Origin of the sequence: Parvibaculum sp. (assembly GCF_045863935.1) — a bacterium.
In the GTDB taxonomy this organism is placed as follows: Bacteria; Pseudomonadota; Alphaproteobacteria; order Parvibaculales; family Parvibaculaceae; genus Parvibaculum.
Map to the genome: position 1 here is coordinate 70184 of NZ_BTVP01000003.1, position 14938 is coordinate 85121.

13 protein-coding genes are annotated in these 14938 nt (G+C 64.1%); 4 read left to right on the plus strand and 9 right to left on the minus strand.

The genetic code is table 11. The features are described from left to right. Nucleotides 1-270: 270 nt before the first annotated feature. Nucleotides 271-1116 (minus strand): AAA family ATPase, encoded by an 846-nt coding sequence (locus tag ACKUUH_RS02375; protein ID WP_407948249.1) that lies wholly within the window; start codon nt 1114-1116, stop codon nt 271-273. Between the two features lie 331 nt (nt 1117-1447). Here ACKUUH_RS02375 and ACKUUH_RS02380 point away from each other — a divergent pair, with 331 nt between their 5' ends. The 4 genes from ACKUUH_RS02380 (at nt 1448) to ACKUUH_RS02395 (ending at nt 7222) form a co-directional block, all read left to right on the plus strand. Beyond that, entirely contained in the window at nt 1448-2812 is a 1365-nt protein-coding gene (locus ACKUUH_RS02380) for a flagellar hook protein FlgE (RefSeq protein WP_407948250.1), read from the plus strand. Between the two features lie 70 nt (nt 2813-2882). Further along, nucleotides 2883-4733, plus strand: coding sequence for a flagellar hook-associated protein FlgK (gene flgK, locus ACKUUH_RS02385; RefSeq protein WP_407948251.1), 1851 nt, complete (start codon nt 2883-2885; stop codon nt 4731-4733). 5 nt (nt 4734-4738) lie between these two features. Further along, entirely contained in the window at nt 4739-6235 is a 1497-nt protein-coding gene (locus ACKUUH_RS02390) for a flagellin (protein ID WP_407948252.1), read from the plus strand. Between the two features lie 195 nt (nt 6236-6430). After that, nucleotides 6431-7222 carry an SDR family NAD(P)-dependent oxidoreductase gene (locus tag ACKUUH_RS02395; protein WP_407948253.1) on the plus strand — a complete coding sequence of 264 codons (792 nt, stop codon included), beginning with the start codon at nt 6431-6433 and terminating at the stop codon, nt 7220-7222. Between the two features lie 23 nt (nt 7223-7245). Here the strand turns inward: ACKUUH_RS02395 and flaF are convergent, their stop codons facing one another. The 8 genes from flaF to ACKUUH_RS02435 all read right to left on the minus strand — a co-directional run bounded on the left by flaF (nt 7246) and on the right by ACKUUH_RS02435 (nt 14738). Then, on the minus strand, nt 7246-7623 hold the full coding sequence (flaF, locus tag ACKUUH_RS02400) for a flagellar biosynthesis regulator FlaF (RefSeq protein ID WP_407948254.1): 378 nt from the start codon (nt 7621-7623) through the stop codon (nt 7246-7248). Then, the gene (gene flbT / locus ACKUUH_RS02405; protein WP_407948255.1) at nt 7607-7999 is read right to left on the minus strand and encodes a flagellar biosynthesis repressor FlbT; all 393 of its coding nucleotides are present in this window, start codon (nt 7997-7999) and stop codon (nt 7607-7609) included. Before flbT ends, flaF begins: the two co-directional genes overlap by 17 nt. Nucleotides 8000-8149: 150 nt before the next feature. Next, on the minus strand, nt 8150-9298 hold the full coding sequence (locus ACKUUH_RS02410) for a flagellin (RefSeq protein WP_407948256.1): 1149 nt from the start codon (nt 9296-9298) through the stop codon (nt 8150-8152). Nucleotides 9299-9490: 192 nt separating this feature from the next. Beyond that, the gene (locus ACKUUH_RS02415; RefSeq protein ID WP_407948257.1) at nt 9491-10672 is read right to left on the minus strand and encodes a flagellin; all 1182 of its coding nucleotides are present in this window, start codon (nt 10670-10672) and stop codon (nt 9491-9493) included. 380 nt (nt 10673-11052) lie between these two features. Then, nucleotides 11053-12675, minus strand: a complete 1623-nt coding sequence (locus tag ACKUUH_RS02420) for a tetratricopeptide repeat protein (RefSeq protein ID WP_407948258.1) — start codon at nt 12673-12675, stop codon at nt 11053-11055. A 124-nt stretch (nt 12676-12799) separates the two neighbouring features. Beyond that, the gene (locus ACKUUH_RS02425; RefSeq protein ID WP_407948259.1) at nt 12800-13279 is read right to left on the minus strand and encodes a hypothetical protein; all 480 of its coding nucleotides are present in this window, start codon (nt 13277-13279) and stop codon (nt 12800-12802) included. After that, nucleotides 13276-13605: a rod-binding protein gene (locus ACKUUH_RS02430; RefSeq protein ID WP_407948260.1), complete on the minus strand. Its 330-nt coding sequence runs from the start codon at nt 13603-13605 to the stop codon at nt 13276-13278. The genes ACKUUH_RS02425 and ACKUUH_RS02430 overlap by 4 nt, the downstream gene beginning before the upstream one ends. Then, the gene (locus ACKUUH_RS02435) at nt 13605-14738 is read right to left on the minus strand and encodes a flagellar basal body P-ring protein FlgI (protein WP_407948261.1); all 1134 of its coding nucleotides are present in this window, start codon (nt 14736-14738) and stop codon (nt 13605-13607) included. The genes ACKUUH_RS02430 and ACKUUH_RS02435 overlap by 1 nt, the downstream gene beginning before the upstream one ends. Between the last annotated feature and the right edge of the window lie 200 nt (nt 14739-14938).

A 14938-nucleotide genomic window follows, 5' to 3' on the forward strand; every position in this document is an offset into this window, starting at 1 on the left:
TTGCGCATGAAAAAAAGCCTCTTCCGCTTACAGCATCCTTACGGAGGGGAGGTGCGGCGGGATGTCACGGAAAATTCATCCGGGGGGATAGCCGCGAGGCCCATGGATTCCGGCTTCCGCCGGAATGACACTTTGTTTTTAGGCATTAAAAAACCCGCGCGGTGAGGCGCGGGCTCTGATGGTTTGGGCTTGTGGCTACCCCCGCCCCGAAAAATCCCGAAGGATTTTTCGACCCTCCCCAAGGGGAGGGTGGGAAAGGGAGTTTGTCGTCTAGTTCCGCTCACGCCGCGCGAGGAAGGCGAGGCGTTCGAAGAGGTGAACGTCCTGCTCGTTCTTCAGGAGCGCGCCGTGGAGCGGCGGGATGAGCTTCGTCGGGTCCTTCTCGCGCAGCGCTTCCGGCGAGATGTCTTCCGAAAGGAGGAGCTTCAGCCAGTCAAGAAGTTCGGACGTCGAGGGCTTCTTCTTCAGGCCCGGCACTTCGCGGATCTCGTAGAAGATCGAGAGCGCTTCCTGCACGAGCTTGCCCTTGAGGCCCGGGAAGTGGACGTCGATGATGGCGCGCATCGTGTCTTCGTCCGGGAACTTGATGTAGTGGAAGAAGCAGCGGCGCAGGAAGGCGTCCGGCAGTTCCTTCTCGTTGTTCGAGGTGATGATGACGATGGGGCGCTGGGCGGCCTTGATGGTTTCGTTCGTCTCGTAGACGTAGAATTCCATCCGGTCGAGTTCCTGCAGAAGGTCGTTCGGAAACTCGATGTCGGCCTTGTCGATCTCGTCGATGAGCAGGATCGGGCGCTTCGGGCGCTCGAAGGCTTCCCAGAGCTTGCCCTTTGAGATGTAGTTGCGGATGTCCTTCACGCGCTCGTCGCCGAGCTGGCTGTCGCGCAGGCGCGAGACCGCATCGTACTCATAAAGGCCCTGATGCGCCTTGGTGGTCGACTTGATGTTCCAGGTGATGAGCTCGGCATCGATCGCCTTGGCGATTTCCTCGGCCAGCACCGTCTTGCCGGTTCCGGGCTCGCCCTTCACGAGAAGGGGACGCTGCAGCGTGATCGCCGCGTTGACGGCGACGCGCAGGTCTTCTGTGGCGACGTAATCTTTCGTTCCCTCAAACTTCATGGATATGGCTTTCCCCTGGGTGCGCGTTGGCGCCCGTTACCGAATTGCTGAACGCGAAGGAACCTAAAGGCTGGCCCGGCCGGGTTCAAGGAAAAGGCCTGTTCGCGGACGGGGAGGGGCTTTCGCGATTTTAACGGGTGGGAAAGGATCGCAGTTGCCCGGCTCACGGCAGTTTCTGCCGGGTGAGGGGCAGGGGCTGCCGGTCCGGGAGGGAGGGGGCTGGCCTAAGCTATTGAAATATATGAGGTAAATTGCTGGCCTCATCCTTGCTCTCATAGGGCCAGACCATGTCCCGCCGCCGATGGCCGGGACGGACCCCGTGGAGAGCGCCATGAGCTTTTTTGGATCGATGACCACCGCCGTGACCGGCATCCGCGCCCAGTCGAGCGCGCTGGGTCATATCTCGGACAATATCGCGAACTCGCAGACCGTGGGCTTCAAGCGCACGGATACGAGCTTCCAGGACATCGTGACGGCGTCGAGCAGCCGGAATCACCTGCCGGGCGCGGTGCTTGCCGCTCCCTCCTTCACCAATACGGTGCAGGGCTCGATCGACGCTTCCGAAACGCCGACGCATATGGCGATCAATGGCGAGGGCTTCTTCATCGTCTCGGCGCAGGTTGCGACGGTGGACGGCAACCCGGTTTTCGACGGCGTGAACTACTACACGCGGCGCGGCGACTTCGCGATGGACAAGTATGGCTATCTCGTGAATGGCGCGGGCTACACGCTGCAGGGGCTCGAGATCGATCCGACGACGGGCAATCCGGTGGGCGACACGCCGGGCCGCATCCAGATCAACCGCGACTTCCTGGCGGCGCGCAACACGGGCACGATCAGCTACAAGGCGAACCTGCCGACCTGGCCGAAGACCGTGAACGCCGATACGGCTATCGCGGACAGCGAGCTGCTGACGGTCAATCGCTTCACGCCGGCGCTGGCCGATCTCAGCGTCATCTCGGCGGCGAACGAGGATATCTTCCTCGACAACTCGCTCTCGGGCGGCGCGGTGACGGGTTACGACGCGCTCGGCGCGCCGGCCAATGTTCAGTTCCGCTGGGCCAAGGTCGACAATGCCAATGGCGGCGGCGACACCTGGAACCTGTTCTACAAGACCGACGACAGCGCGACCGGCGTCCAGGACAAATGGGTGAATGTCGGCCAGGATTACGCGTTCGATGCGCAGGGCCGCCTTTCGCCCGCCGTGGACTCGACCACGATCACCGGCCTCACCGTGAACGGCGTCAGCCTTGGCGACGTGACGCTCGACCATGGCGCGTCGAACATCACGCAGTTCCAGGACGACAACGGCACCGTGAAGACGACGGCGCTCGACCAGGATGGCTATCCTTCCGGCGAACTCGTGAGCATCGCGGTTTCCGAGAACGGGCGCATTACCGGCACCTATTCGAACGGCAAGACGGTCGATCTGGCGGAAGTGTCGCTGGCGAAGTTCAATGCGGCGGACAAGCTGCAGAAGATCGACGGCACGGCTTTCGCCGCGACGCAGGAATCGGGCGAACCGATGCTGACGGGCGGCGACAGCGTGATCGGTTCGGCGAAGGAAGCGTCCAACGTCGACATCGCCGACGAGTTCTCCAAGCTCATCGTGACGCAGCAGGCCTATACGGCCGGCACGCGCATCGTGACGACGGCGGACGAGCTCATCAGCGAAACGCTCAACATGAAGCGCTAAGCAACAGGCGCGGCGGGGCTGACCCGCCGCGTACCGGCTACACAGCCCAAGCCAGTCACCAGGTCCCGTCATGAGCCTTACTTCCGCCCTCGGCGCCGCAATGAGCGGACTGAACGTCTCCCAGGCCGGGATCGACGTTACCTCGCGCAATATCGCGAATGTCGGCACGGCGGGCTATACCCGCAAGGTGGCGCAGCAGACGAACCTGCTCGCGGGGGGCGAGGGGATCGGCGTGCGGCGTGAGGCGGCACAGCGCCAGATCGACACGTTCCTGCAGCAGCAGCTGCGCACGGCGTCGGCGGGCTCGGCGTTCCTCAATATCAAGTCGAACATGCTCGGCCGGATCGATGCGAGCTTCGGCACGCCGGATTCGAACAGTTCCGTCGCGGGCTCGATCGGCGCGCTGGCGACGATGCTGCAGGAGCTGATCGACAATCCGGAATCGGAAGCGGCGCGGGCCTCGCTCCTGAACGAGGCGGGCAACCTCGTCGCGAAGTTCAACAGCATGTCCGACACGATCCAGGACATGCGGCTGGAGGCGGAGCGCAATATCGCGGCGGGCGTCGAACAGGCGAACGCGCTGCTCAAGACCATCGCCGACGTCAACAACCAGATCGCGCAGCGCCAGGCGGGCAGCCAGTCGGTCGGTGACCTGCAGGACAAGCGCGACATGGCGATCGACGAGCTGTCGCGCCTCATGGACGTGAAGGTGGTGAACCGCGACGACGGCACGGTGACGGTGTTCACCTCGGGCGGGCAGTTGCTGCTCGACCGGACGCCGGTCGAACTCACTTTCGACGAACACACGCAGATCGACCCCGGCTCGACCTATGAGAATGGCGGCGTCGGCACGATCCGGCTGGTTTCGGGATCGACCTCGATCGACCTCATTGCCGCAGGCGCCATCCGCTCGGGCGCGCTGGCGGGCTATATGGAACTCCGCGACAGCATTCTGCCGCAGGCGCAGGCGCAGCTCGACGAACTGGCCGCGCAGCTTGCGCTCGCCATGTCGGAAGAAACGGTCGAAAGCACTGCCGCCGTTGACGGCGCTGCGACCGGCTTCGACATCGATACGAGCGACATGCTCTCCGGCAATACGATCAGCCTCTCCTACACGGTGGGTGGGGTGCGGCAGGACGTGACGATCGTGCGGGTGGACGACCCGTCGGTCCTGCCGCTGTCCAACAGCGCGACGGCCAATCCCAACGACATGGTGATCGGCGTCGATTTCAACCAGCCGATGGCAGGGATCATCGCGGATCTGCAGGCGGCGCTGCCGGCGGATGTGGTGGTGTCGAACCCGGCAGGCAACACGATCCGCTTCCTCGACGACGGGGCCGTGGGCAACAGCGACATCCATGCGGTGAGCGCGACGGTGACGCCTGCGGCGCTCACGGATGCGGGCACCGGCATGGCGCTCTTCGTGGACGGCTCGGGCGGTACGATCTTCTCGAACAGTCTCGGCGACCCGGCGCAGAAGACGGGCTTTGCCTCGCGCATCACGATCAACCCGGCGGTGATCGCCGACGATACGCTGCTTGTTGCCTATGACACGGGCACGCCGCTTGGCGACACGACGCGGCCGCTCGACCTGCTGGCGCGGCTCACATCCAACCCGCGCAGCTACGCGCCCTCCACGGGCATCGGCGGCAGCGCGACGCCCTTCACCGGCTCGGTTGATGAATTCGCGCGGCGCATCATTTCGTTCCAGTCGAGCCAGTCGGCGAATGCGACACGCGACGCGGAAGCGCAGCAGGTGGTCGCCTCCTCGCTGCAGGACCGCTTCGACGCGGAGACGGGGGTCAATATCGACGACGAGTTGTCGAACCTCCTTCTTCTTCAGAATGCCTATTCGGCAAATGCCCGGGTCATCTCGACCATCCAGGACCTCTTCACCGTGCTCATGAGCATCGGCAGGTAATTCCCATGCAGGTATCGACGCTTTCCCAGTCTCTCGCGCTCCGCCAGTCGATCAACGACATGCGGGCCCAGTTCGACGATCTGCAGCGGCAGCTCTCGACCGGGCTCAAGACGGATAGCTATGCGAAGCTCGGCACGGACCGGAACTCGGTTCTCTCGCTGACGCACCAGCTCGGGCAGATTTCGGCCTATACGAATACGATCTCGAAGACGCAGATGCGCATCGACTTGATGTCCACCGCGCTGACGCGCGTGAACGACATCGTGAGCGAGACGAAGACTTCGCTTGCGACATCGGGCTTCGAACTCGTGAACGGCACGCAGACGAGCGCGCAGGTCCAGGCGGCGATGAGCTTCGACGAGATGGTGAACCTGCTCAACCTGCAGGTCGAAGACCGCTATCTCTTCGGCGGCAAGGATACGCAGACGCGCCCCGTGGCGCTGCCCGACGAGATCCTGAACGGCAGCGGCAACAAGGCGGGCCTCAAGCAGTTCATCGACGAGCGGGCGCAGGCCGACCTCGGCGCGGATGGACGCGGGCGGCTGACGCTCGGCAGCGCGGGCACGACGGTGACGCTCGCTGAAGATGCGGACCCGAGCGTCTTCGGCTTCAAGATCGCGGATGTGCAATCGAGCCTCGGCAATGTCAATGTGACGGGTCCGGCGGGTTCTCCGCTGGGCGTCGATGTCGAATTCACGGGGCTTCCGGCGGCCGGCGAGACCATCTCCTTCGAGCTCGACCTGCCGGACGGGACCACGACGACCGTGACGCTGAAGGCGACGACCAACAATCCGCCGGAAGCAGGCGAGTTCACCATCGGCGCCGATGCGGCAACGACGAGCGCCAATTTCCAGGCGGCGCTCGACACGGCGATCCAGCGCGAGGCGAATGTGACGCTGAGGGCGGCTTCGGCCGTTGAGGCGGCCGACAATTTCTTCGACTATGCGGCGGGCGGGGTTCCGCAGCGCGTCGACGGGCCGCCTTTCGACACGGCGACCGGACTTCGCGATGCGACGACCGACGACACGGTCATCTGGTACAGCGGCGATCTCGGCCCGAATGCGGGCAAGGACTTCGTGGCGCAGATCGACGAGAGCCGGCAGCTTGGCTACGGCGCGCGCGCCGACCAGGCCTCGATCCGCGATACGCTGAAGATGTCGGCGCTGCTGGCGGCGGCCGAGTACAGCGATGCGGACGATCTCGAACAGCGCGACAGCTACCGCGCGCTGACGAGCCGGGCGGGGCAGGTGCTCAACTTCACGGGCGTGCAGTCCGTCGAGAGCATCGTGACCAATCTCGGTCTCGCGGCCTCGACGCTGAGCCATACGCAGAACCGGCACGACGCCACGATGGCGACGGCGAATGAAATCCTGGGCGATATCCAGAATGCGGATCCTTACGAGGTCGGCGTGAAGCTGACGACGCTGCAGACGCAGCTTCAGGCGAGCTATCAGGTGACGTCGATGCTGTCGCAGCTCTCGCTCGTGAACTACATGCGATAGGCGACCGCCGGAACGAATGAAAGGGGCCCGTTTTCACGGGCCCTTTTTTGTTGCCGGATTTCCGGACGCAGGAATCCCCGACGTCAAAACCGGGCGGGGGAGCGGCGGTTTGCGCGGATGGAAAAACGCGTCATGCTGGAGGCCGTCAAGGCCATCGGCCAATGCAAAACAAGAAACGACGGGAGCAGCTCGATCATGAAACTCGACAGTTCGATATCCGCGGTGGTGACCGGCGGGGCGTCCGGTCTCGGCAAGGCGACGGTGACGGCGCTGCGCGGCCTCGGAGTCAAGGTTGCGATCTTCGATCTCAACAGGGAGAACGGGGAGAGGGTTGCGAAGGAGCTTGGCGCGCTCTATTGCGAGGTCAATGTGATGGACGAAGCGTCGGTCGATGCGGGCTTTGCCAAGGCGCGCGCCGCGAACGGCCAGGAGCGCTGTCTCGTGAACTGCGCCGGCGGCGGGCGCGGCGGCAAGACCATCGCGCGCGACAAGAAGACGGGCGAGATCGTTCCCTACAAGATCGCGGATTTCGAATATGTGCTGGGGCTCAATACGGTGGGCACGTTTCGCTGCGTCGTGAAGAGCGCGGCGGGCATGGCGACGCTCGATCCGCTGGAGGGCGGGGAACGCGGCGCGATCGTGAATACGGGTTCGGTTGCGGCCGAGGACGGGCAGATCGGGCAGGTGGCCTATTCGGCGGCGAAGGCGGCGATCAAAGGGATGACGCTGACGATTGCGCGCGATCTGTCGAGGGAAGGCATTCGCATCAACACGATCCTGCCGGGCATCATGGCGACGCCGCCGATGCTGGGCGTGAAGGACCGCGCGCCACAAATCTTCGAGAACCTGGCGGCATCCGTGCCTTTTCCGCCGCGTCTCGGCGATCCGTCGGAATATGCGGACCTCGCCCTGACGATGCTCCGCAACGGCTATTTCAACGGTGAGACGGTGCGGCTCGACGGTGCGATCCGCATGCCGCCGCGCTAGATGCCGGAAGGAATGAGGAAGGATCAGGCGCGGCTGTAGAGGCCCGCGGCGATCTCGCGGTTGATCATGATGAGCGTGTCGAGGAGCTTCGGCTCGGGCTCGCGGCTCGCCTGGATCTCATTCGTGCGCTTGAAGATGAAGATGGCGAGGTTCGCGATGTTCTGCTTGATCTCGCGGGGGAGCGGGTGCTCGTTTTCGGCCGCCGAGGAGGCGAAGACGGTCCAGATGCGGCGGTTGTAGGTGAGCGCGTCGTGGAGGGCGTCCATCTTTTCGTTGTCCCAGTTGTCGCGTATGCGCTGCAACTGGCCCGCCGCCCGCGTCAGGATCGTCGCTTCGAACTCTCGCGGATCCTTCGGCGCGTTGCGTGAGGCGCTGGCGTAAGCCTCATGTGCCTTTGACATTCTCCAACAGCCCCCGTTCGTACTCGATCAACTTTCGAGCTTCCTTGAGAGCTTTATACATTTCGCCAGTTAAGATTTTACTGTTGATGGCGTCGAGATAGGGCGCCGTGGAAGGCGCCGCCTGCATGACATCCTTAACGATCTGGAAATAGAGATCGTGGTGCGGGCGGGGGTCTGTCGCGAGATACATCATCTGGACGATGAGATAGACCCGCTTGCAGGGCGTGTCGGCATCGGCCGCGCGGAGAATGTCCTTCTCGCGCAGGATCGGGGTATCGCCCTCGATGAAAAGACGCGTGCGCTGGTCGTCGTTGGTGATGACGCTGTCGCCAAGGATGAAGCGTTCGCCGGGCTTGAGTTCGACTTTGAGAGCCATTGCTTGTGCGTCCTGACAGCGATTCTACGGAGAGGGTCCGCCAGTCTAGCGCGATTTGGCGCCCCCGTGCAGCCGCTCCACAAGAAAACGGCGGGAACCGGGGTTCCCGCCGTCGATTTTTCTGTCCGTCCGCCCGAGGGCGGAGGCTTATTAGCGGATGAGGTTGAGAACGCTCTGTTCCGCCTGGTTCGCGAGAGACAGCGAGCTCTGAGCGAGGGACTGACGGGTCTGCAGAGCGAGCAGGTTGGCCGCTTCCTCGTTCGTGTCGGCCAGCGTCAGGTCGCCGGCACCGCCTTCGAGAACGCTGATCAGGTTCTTCGTGAAGTCCTGACGGTTCTGCACGACCGAGAGGTTCGCGCCGAAGGTCGAGGACTGCTTGCGAAGCGTCGAGGTCGCCGTATCGAGGAGGGCAACGTCGGCGTCGATGTCGCTGAACGTCGTCTCCGTGATGCCGAGGCCCGCTGCGTCGTAGGTCACGCCCGTGATGTCCAGCTTGGACGAACCGGACTCGTTGAACTTCACGGTCAGGTTGTCGCCGTTCAGCAGGTTGATGCCGTTGAAGCTGGCGTCGGTGGCGAGCTGGTCGATCTGCGTGCGCAGACCATTGTAGTCGGTCGCGTAGGTCGAACGGGCTTCCGTGAGCGTTTCGCCGTTCTGGCCCTGCGTGCCGGAGGTCGCGATGCCGAAGCCCGCGGCGCCCGTCGCGGCAGCGGTACCGGAGATCGTGAGATCTTCGCCCGACGCCACTTCGAAGGAGAGCGCGCCGCCCGTGACCGAGACGGTGAGGCCGGCGAGCGAACCGGTCGGCGAAACGAGACCGGAAAGCGCGCTTTCGATGGCAGCAGCTGAAGAGGCCGCCGTGGCGTAGGTCGCCGTGCCGAAGACAACGCTGACAGCGGTGGCCGTGCCGATCTGGAAGGAGACCGTGCGGGCACCGGCGGAGCCGGCGATCGCGGCCACTTCAGCGGTCTTGTCGAGGGTCGTCGCGGTGGCCTTCGCCTGGAGCGCCTGGTTGGCGACCGACTTGGCCTGGTTGACGAGCTTCTGGATGGCCTTGATGCCTTCGTCGGCGGCGTTCAGCGTCTTCACGCCGAGGCTGAGCGAGTCCTGAATGGTGCCCAGATCCTGCGCACGCGAGTTCAGGCCGGAAGCCGTGAAGAAGGACTGCGGATTGTCGAGGGCGCTGGAAACTTTCAGGCCGGTCGCCAGACGGTTCTGCGTCTGAGCCATGAGCTTCGCGGTGCTCTGCAGGGTCTGCAGGTTCGAACGCACAGCGCTGTTAATGACGATATCACCCATTTGTCGTGTCCTTTCCTAGGAACGGTAATCAAGGCTCTTCCTGAGCCATGACGAGAGCATGAGCCGCTCTCGTTAAAAGGTCGTAAAACCCGTCGTTTTTTTCGGAATTTTTTTGGAAAAGTTCCGTGCACCCCGTTAAGCAAAAAGGGCGGACCCGAGGGTCCGCCCTTTGAAATCCTTGAGGATTCAATCTTAACCGAAGAGGCGAAGAACACCCTGTTCGGCCTGGTTCGCAAGCGACAGGGCAGTGGTGCCGAGCTGCTGGCGAGTCTGCAGGGCGAGCATTTTCGCACCTTCTTCGTTGGTGTCGGCGACCGTCAGCTCCGACGCGCCGGTCTCCAGCGTGTTGATGAGCGAGGCGGTGAAGTCCTGGCGGATCTGCACCACGCCGAGGTTGGCGCCGAAGGTCGAGGACTGCTGACGGAGCACGCCGGTGGCGGCATTCAGAATGTCCACGAAGGTCTGGATGTCGCCGTCGGCGGCAAAGCCATGATCGCCGGATTCATTCGGAACCGTGCCGATGTTGAGCAAGCCATCGGGCGTGAGGTCCACGCCCTCGATGTCGAGTTTCGAGGTCTGTTCATTGTTGAAGAAGACGCTGAGCAGGTCACCCTTCAGCAGGTTCACGCCCTTGTAGCTGGCGTCGCTGGCGAGCTGTTCGATCTGTTCGCGCAGATTGTTGAAGTCGGACTCGAACTTGTCGCGGTTCACGCCGTTGGTCGAAGAGGTGTGAGACCCGAGCAGGCCCACGAGGCTGACCGCAGTACCGCCATTGTCGGCGGCAACCGTAAGTTCGCGGCCGTTGGCGGCGGAGAATTCGAGCTGGCCCTCATCATTGATCATGGCTTCGAGCGGCTCGTCGCCGGTGAAGGTCGCGGCGACCCAGTCGATCAGGTCCTGCACGGTGGCGACTTCGCTCGAGTCGGCGCCGATGTCGACCGTCTCCGTCACTTCGCCGACCGTGATGGTGAGCGTGTTGCCGGTGGCCAGAGCGCCGAGGCCCGCAAGAGCGACACCACCGGTGAGGGCGGCGCCGGAGCGGTTGCCGACGATGGTCGTGGCGTTGATCTTGGTTTCGAGCGCCTGGTTCGCGACCGCCTTCATGCTCTCGACGAGCTTGAGGATCGACTTGATACCCTGGTCCGCGGCTTCCAGCGTCTTCACACCCTGGCCCATCGCATCGAGCAGGTTGTTCAGGTCGGATGCGCGGTTGTTCAGGCCCTGCGCCGTAAAGAAGGCGGTGGGGCTGTCGATCGCGCTGCGTACCTTCAAGCCCGTGGCGAGACGCAGCTGCGTTTCGTCCAGAAGCTTGGTTGTGTTCTGCATGCTGAGCAGGTTCGACCGGATTGCGCCGGAAAGGACTACATCAGCCATTGTCTCTACCCTCCAGGGTTTGGCCCAGCCGTCTCGTGGCGGCACGGGCACTACACTCGGCGTTAATCATTAATTCGGCGTAAACAACCCGAGGTTGATTGCGATTTGACTGTCCGATTGCCGATCTATGCTCCGGCAGTCTCTTCGCGGCCGAACCGGGTGCATGAGCGGCTTCGCCTTACCCTGCATCCGTCGATTGCTTCTGGCCTTCCTATTCGCAAAGGACGGGCCAGTTTGAAAAACGAGGGAAATCAACGGGTTATGGGAGGGGTGCGCCGCTGCGGCTGGCAGGAAGTTCCGTCTGCGGGGAAAGTTTTGCCGGGTGAAGGCGGCAGTTTGTCCTCTGCTTGCCGCCGGGCGGGGCGTCGGCGGGAGGGCCCTTACTTGCCGAAAAAAGCCTTCACGTCCGTGGTCATGCGGGCGGCCAGCGCCGTGCGGTTGGTCGTCCGGTCGATGGTGTAGCAGCGTATGGTGGGGAACCAGGGGAGGCGGTTCGTGCCGAGCTTCGTCCAGACGCGCTTCTGGCCATAGTGGAAGCAGGGACGGCCGAGAGCGCCTGCAAGCATGACGGGGAAGCTCGGCGGCCCGACAACGGTGTCCATGCAGGTGGTGAGCGCCGCCGCGCCCTCGATATCCTTGAAGAGGTCGAGACCGGGCATGCGGTGAAGCGTGAAGCCGAAGTCGCGCGCGAGCGCCGCGGCTTCCTCATCCACATTCGTGTACTGAAGATTGACGATCGAGACGTCCTTCGTCTCGAAGAGAGGTTTCCAGTCCGCGAGTGCGGTGTAGTAGGCCGAGCGGAGGTCGTTGATCTTGCCGGATGTCCAGGACAGGCCGATCTTCGGACCGGGGCCGAGCGTGGCGAGCCATTCGCGGCATTCGGCGAGGCGCGCCGGATCTGCCTGAAGCCCGCGGATCTCGTCGGGAAAGTCGGCGACACGGCGGCGAAGACGCCCGGCGACGAGGCCGGCAGGCGCGGTGAGGTCGAAATCGACATCGGGATAGTTGCCGAGGCCGGTGGATGCCATCGTTTCGGCGCGGACCGTCGCTTCCGGCCAGGTGCGCTGGTAGAGCGGCACGAGGCGGGCGTCCGTCTCGATGATGACGTGGCCGGCGCGGGCGATGAGGTCGGAATAGCAGGTCGAGAAGATCAGGTCGTCGCCAAGGCCCTGTTCGCGCCAGACCATGATGGTCTTGTCCGAGAGGTCCTCGTCTTCCCAGATGAGGCCGGGGAAAGGGCGGTGTGGCTGGCGCTCGCGGCAGGCGAAGCCGAAGCCGTACATATCCCAGCCGGCTTCCGTTTCACCGAGGGTGAGCAGCGTGCGGGCGAGGTTCCAGCGGGCGGCATCGCATTCCGGGTCGAGGGTGAGGCTCTTCTGGAGCGCGTCGAGCGCATCCTCGAAGCGACCGAGAATTTCATAAAGGGCGGCGAGGTTGGTCCAGGCCTGGGAGATGTTCGGGTCGATCTCGATGGCGCGGCGGTAGCAGGCCAGCGCATCGTCGAGAAGGTCGGTGCCGGTGAGAATCTTGCCGAGATTGGTCCAGGCGCGGGCCGCGTTCGGATTGATCTCGATGGCGCGGGACAGCAGATCCACCGCGGCCTGCGTCTCGCCGAGGTCGTTTTCGACATTGGCCAGATTAATGAGAACCGAGGTGTGGTCGGGATTGATTTCCAGCGCGCGGCGATAGACGGCGCGGGCCTGGTGGCGATAGCCCACAAGGGCGCAAGCGGTGGCGAGATCGAAGAGATATCCCGTTTCGGCGACGGCGGCTTCGGCGGCGCGATCGAGAAGCGCGATGGCTTCGGGTGCGCGCTCCTGCGCGATCAGGCATTGGGAAAGGCCGGTGAGGGCGACGACATGGCCCGCGTCGGCGGCCAGCACCTTGCGGTAGCGGGCTTCGGCGTCGGCATAGCGCTCGCGCGCCTGAAGGCGCTGGCCCTGTGCGAGCTTCTTTTCGATTTCGCCATCGACAGCGATGCGCCGCTTGCTCAAGCCAGACATGTCCAGATTTGCCCCCGCGAACCCTGATCGGCCGTTTCCGACCTAATTGGTGCGTATCATTCGGTCTGTCATGGTTACGGTCCGGTTAACGGGCCGGTCAACAGGTCCGATCCGGACCTGCCGATTATGCGCGGGAGTCGAGGGTCAGGGAACCAGAGCCCGCGGAGCTGCCGGGGCGCCGTGCGGCGGCCGCCGCGTTGGGCCCATAACCGAGAGCGGGCGCGCTGCGCTCGCTCATGGCATTCGCGACCATGCGAATGAGGCCTTCGGAGACGGATTTCGCAGCGGTGAGCGCCTCGCCGTTCAGCGCGAGGGCGCGGTCGAGCTCGCCCATCGCCGATTTGAGGCGGGAAACCCGCTCTGAGGGGGCCCGATCGAGCAGGTTCCGGTGGCCGCGAACGGCCATGACGTCCATCGCGTAATCGTTGGCGAGGCGGATCTTTTCCGGCTGGAGGGCCGCAACCTCGGCCTGTGCGCGGTCGCGCAGCAAATCCGTTTCGCGGCGGATGACCGAGGTCAGGCCGGTGGTAAGCGCGAGCAGCCGGTCCACGAGTTCGATGGGCTGCAAGGTCTCGGCCGGAATGCGGCCCTGCTGAGCGCTCATTGCGATACCTCCTGCATTTTCAGCATTTCGCGGTAGACGCTGTCGGCAAGGCCGATGCCGCCCGACTTCGCCATTTGCTGGCCGTACTGGTCGACGAGAAGAGAACTGAACATGGTTTCGCCCGGCCCGCCGCCGAAGGCGCTCTCCTGGTCCTCAAGACCCTTGAACATCGACTGGAAGAGCGTCGAAACGAACTGCGCCTCGAATTCCTTCGCCGCTTCCCATGTACGCGGGTCGCGCCCGTCTTCGATGGCCGCCGCCGCTTTGGCTGCCGGGCGGGCCTGAGACAGATACATATAGGTGGGGAGGGCGGAGAGGGCTTCCATTACATCACCTCGATTTCCGCCTGGAGCGCACCTGCCGACTTGATGGCCTGCAGGATCGTGATCATGTCGCGGGGGCTGACGCCGAGAGCGTTCAGGCCGTCGACCAGCTCCTTCAGGGAAATGCTGCCGTCGATGATGCCGAGCTGCTTGCCCTGTTCCTCGTCCACCTCGATGTCGGTACGAGGTACGACCACGGTGTCGCCCTGCGTGGAGAAGGGGGAGGGCTGGCTGACCTGCGGCGTCTCGCTGACGGAGATGGTGAGATTGCCCTGGGCAATCGCGACCTTGCTGACGCGCACGTCCTGACCCATGACGATGACGCCCGAGGACTCGTCGATGACGACGCGGGCAGCGAGATCCGGCTGCACGCGGAGCTGCTCGATGTCGGTGAGGAGCGCCACGACGCCGCCGCGATAGGCCTGCGGCACGTTGAGCTGCACGGTGGTGGAGTTGTCGGCGGAGGCGGTCTGCGTGCCGAGATAGGTGTTGATGGCGGTGGCGACGCGTTGCGCCGTCGTCAGGTCCGGATTGCGGAGCGAGAGCCGGAGGCTGCGCAGATCGGCGAGCTGGAAGTCGATCTCGCGCTCCACGATGGCGCCGTTCGCGATGCGGCCGTTGGTGGGGACGCCGCGCGTGACCGACGCGGCCTCGCCCTGAGCGGCGAAACCGCCGGTGGCGAGCGGGCCCTGCGCCACGGCATAGACCTGGCCGTCGGCGCCCATCAGCGGGGTGACGAGAAGGACGCCGCCCTGGAGGTTGGTGGCGTCGCCCAGCGCGCTCACCGTTACATCGATGCGGGTGCCCTGAGCGGCGAAGGCGGGAAGATTGGCCGAGACCATGACGGCGGCGACGTTGGCCGTCTTCATGTTGGTGCCGCGCGTGTTGACGCCGAGCCGCTCAAGCATGCCGGTCAGGCTCTGCTGGGTGAAGGGGGCGTTCCGGAGCGTATCGCCCGTGCCGTTGAGGCCGACAACGAGGCCGTAGCCGACCAGCATGTTGTCGCGGATGCCCTCGACATCGACGATGTCCTTGATGCGCGAGCTTGCCCCGGCGCTCGCGGGAAGGCCCGCAAAGCAGGCGGCCGCGATGAGCACGAGGAGAGTCCGAAGAGAAAAGGCGGGAAGCCGGAACATGGGTCGACCGATCAATCGCTTGCGATACGGGCGGTATCTAGCGAAAGCCGTGCCATGGGCGAGACAGGGGGTCTGTTTTTTCAAGTGATTGTTTTTATTGAGTTTTTATTACGTCTTTGGCCTGCCCGGGGCGGAGGCCCGGGGCGGTCTGCGGAAGCTCCTGCCGGTCTCCGGCAAATCCTGCCGGGCGCTTGCCTGTG

Bases quoted from the DNA above. Each gene is read 5' to 3' on its own strand.
- ACKUUH_RS02425 (WP_407948259.1), bottom strand. From the start codon at position 13,279: ATGAGCGCTCAGCAGGGCCGCATTCCGGCCGAGACCTTGCAGCCCATC.
- flgK (WP_407948251.1), top strand. From the start codon at position 2,883: ATGAGCCTTACTTCCGCCCTCGGCGCCGCAATGAGCGGACTGAACGTC.
- flaF (WP_407948254.1), bottom strand. From the start codon at position 7,623: ATGTCAAAGGCACATGAGGCTTACGCCAGCGCCTCACGCAACGCGCCG.
- ACKUUH_RS02430 (WP_407948260.1), bottom strand. From the start codon at position 13,605: ATGGAAGCCCTCTCCGCCCTCCCCACCTATATGTATCTGTCTCAGGCC.
- ACKUUH_RS02395 (WP_407948253.1), top strand. From the start codon at position 6,431: ATGAAACTCGACAGTTCGATATCCGCGGTGGTGACCGGCGGGGCGTCC.
- ACKUUH_RS02410 (WP_407948256.1), bottom strand. From the start codon at position 9,298: ATGGGTGATATCGTCATTAACAGCGCTGTGCGTTCGAACCTGCAGACC.
- ACKUUH_RS02380 (WP_407948250.1), top strand. From the start codon at position 1,448: ATGAGCTTTTTTGGATCGATGACCACCGCCGTGACCGGCATCCGCGCC.
- ACKUUH_RS02435 (WP_407948261.1), bottom strand. From the start codon at position 14,738: ATGTTCCGGCTTCCCGCCTTTTCTCTTCGGACTCTCCTCGTGCTCATC.
- ACKUUH_RS02375 (WP_407948249.1), bottom strand. From the start codon at position 1,116: ATGAAGTTTGAGGGAACGAAAGATTACGTCGCCACAGAAGACCTGCGC.
- ACKUUH_RS02415 (WP_407948257.1), bottom strand. From the start codon at position 10,672: ATGGCTGATGTAGTCCTTTCCGGCGCAATCCGGTCGAACCTGCTCAGC.
- flbT (WP_407948255.1), bottom strand. From the start codon at position 7,999: ATGGCTCTCAAAGTCGAACTCAAGCCCGGCGAACGCTTCATCCTTGGC.
- ACKUUH_RS02390 (WP_407948252.1), top strand. From the start codon at position 4,739: ATGCAGGTATCGACGCTTTCCCAGTCTCTCGCGCTCCGCCAGTCGATC.
- ACKUUH_RS02420 (WP_407948258.1), bottom strand. From the start codon at position 12,675: ATGTCTGGCTTGAGCAAGCGGCGCATCGCTGTCGATGGCGAAATCGAA.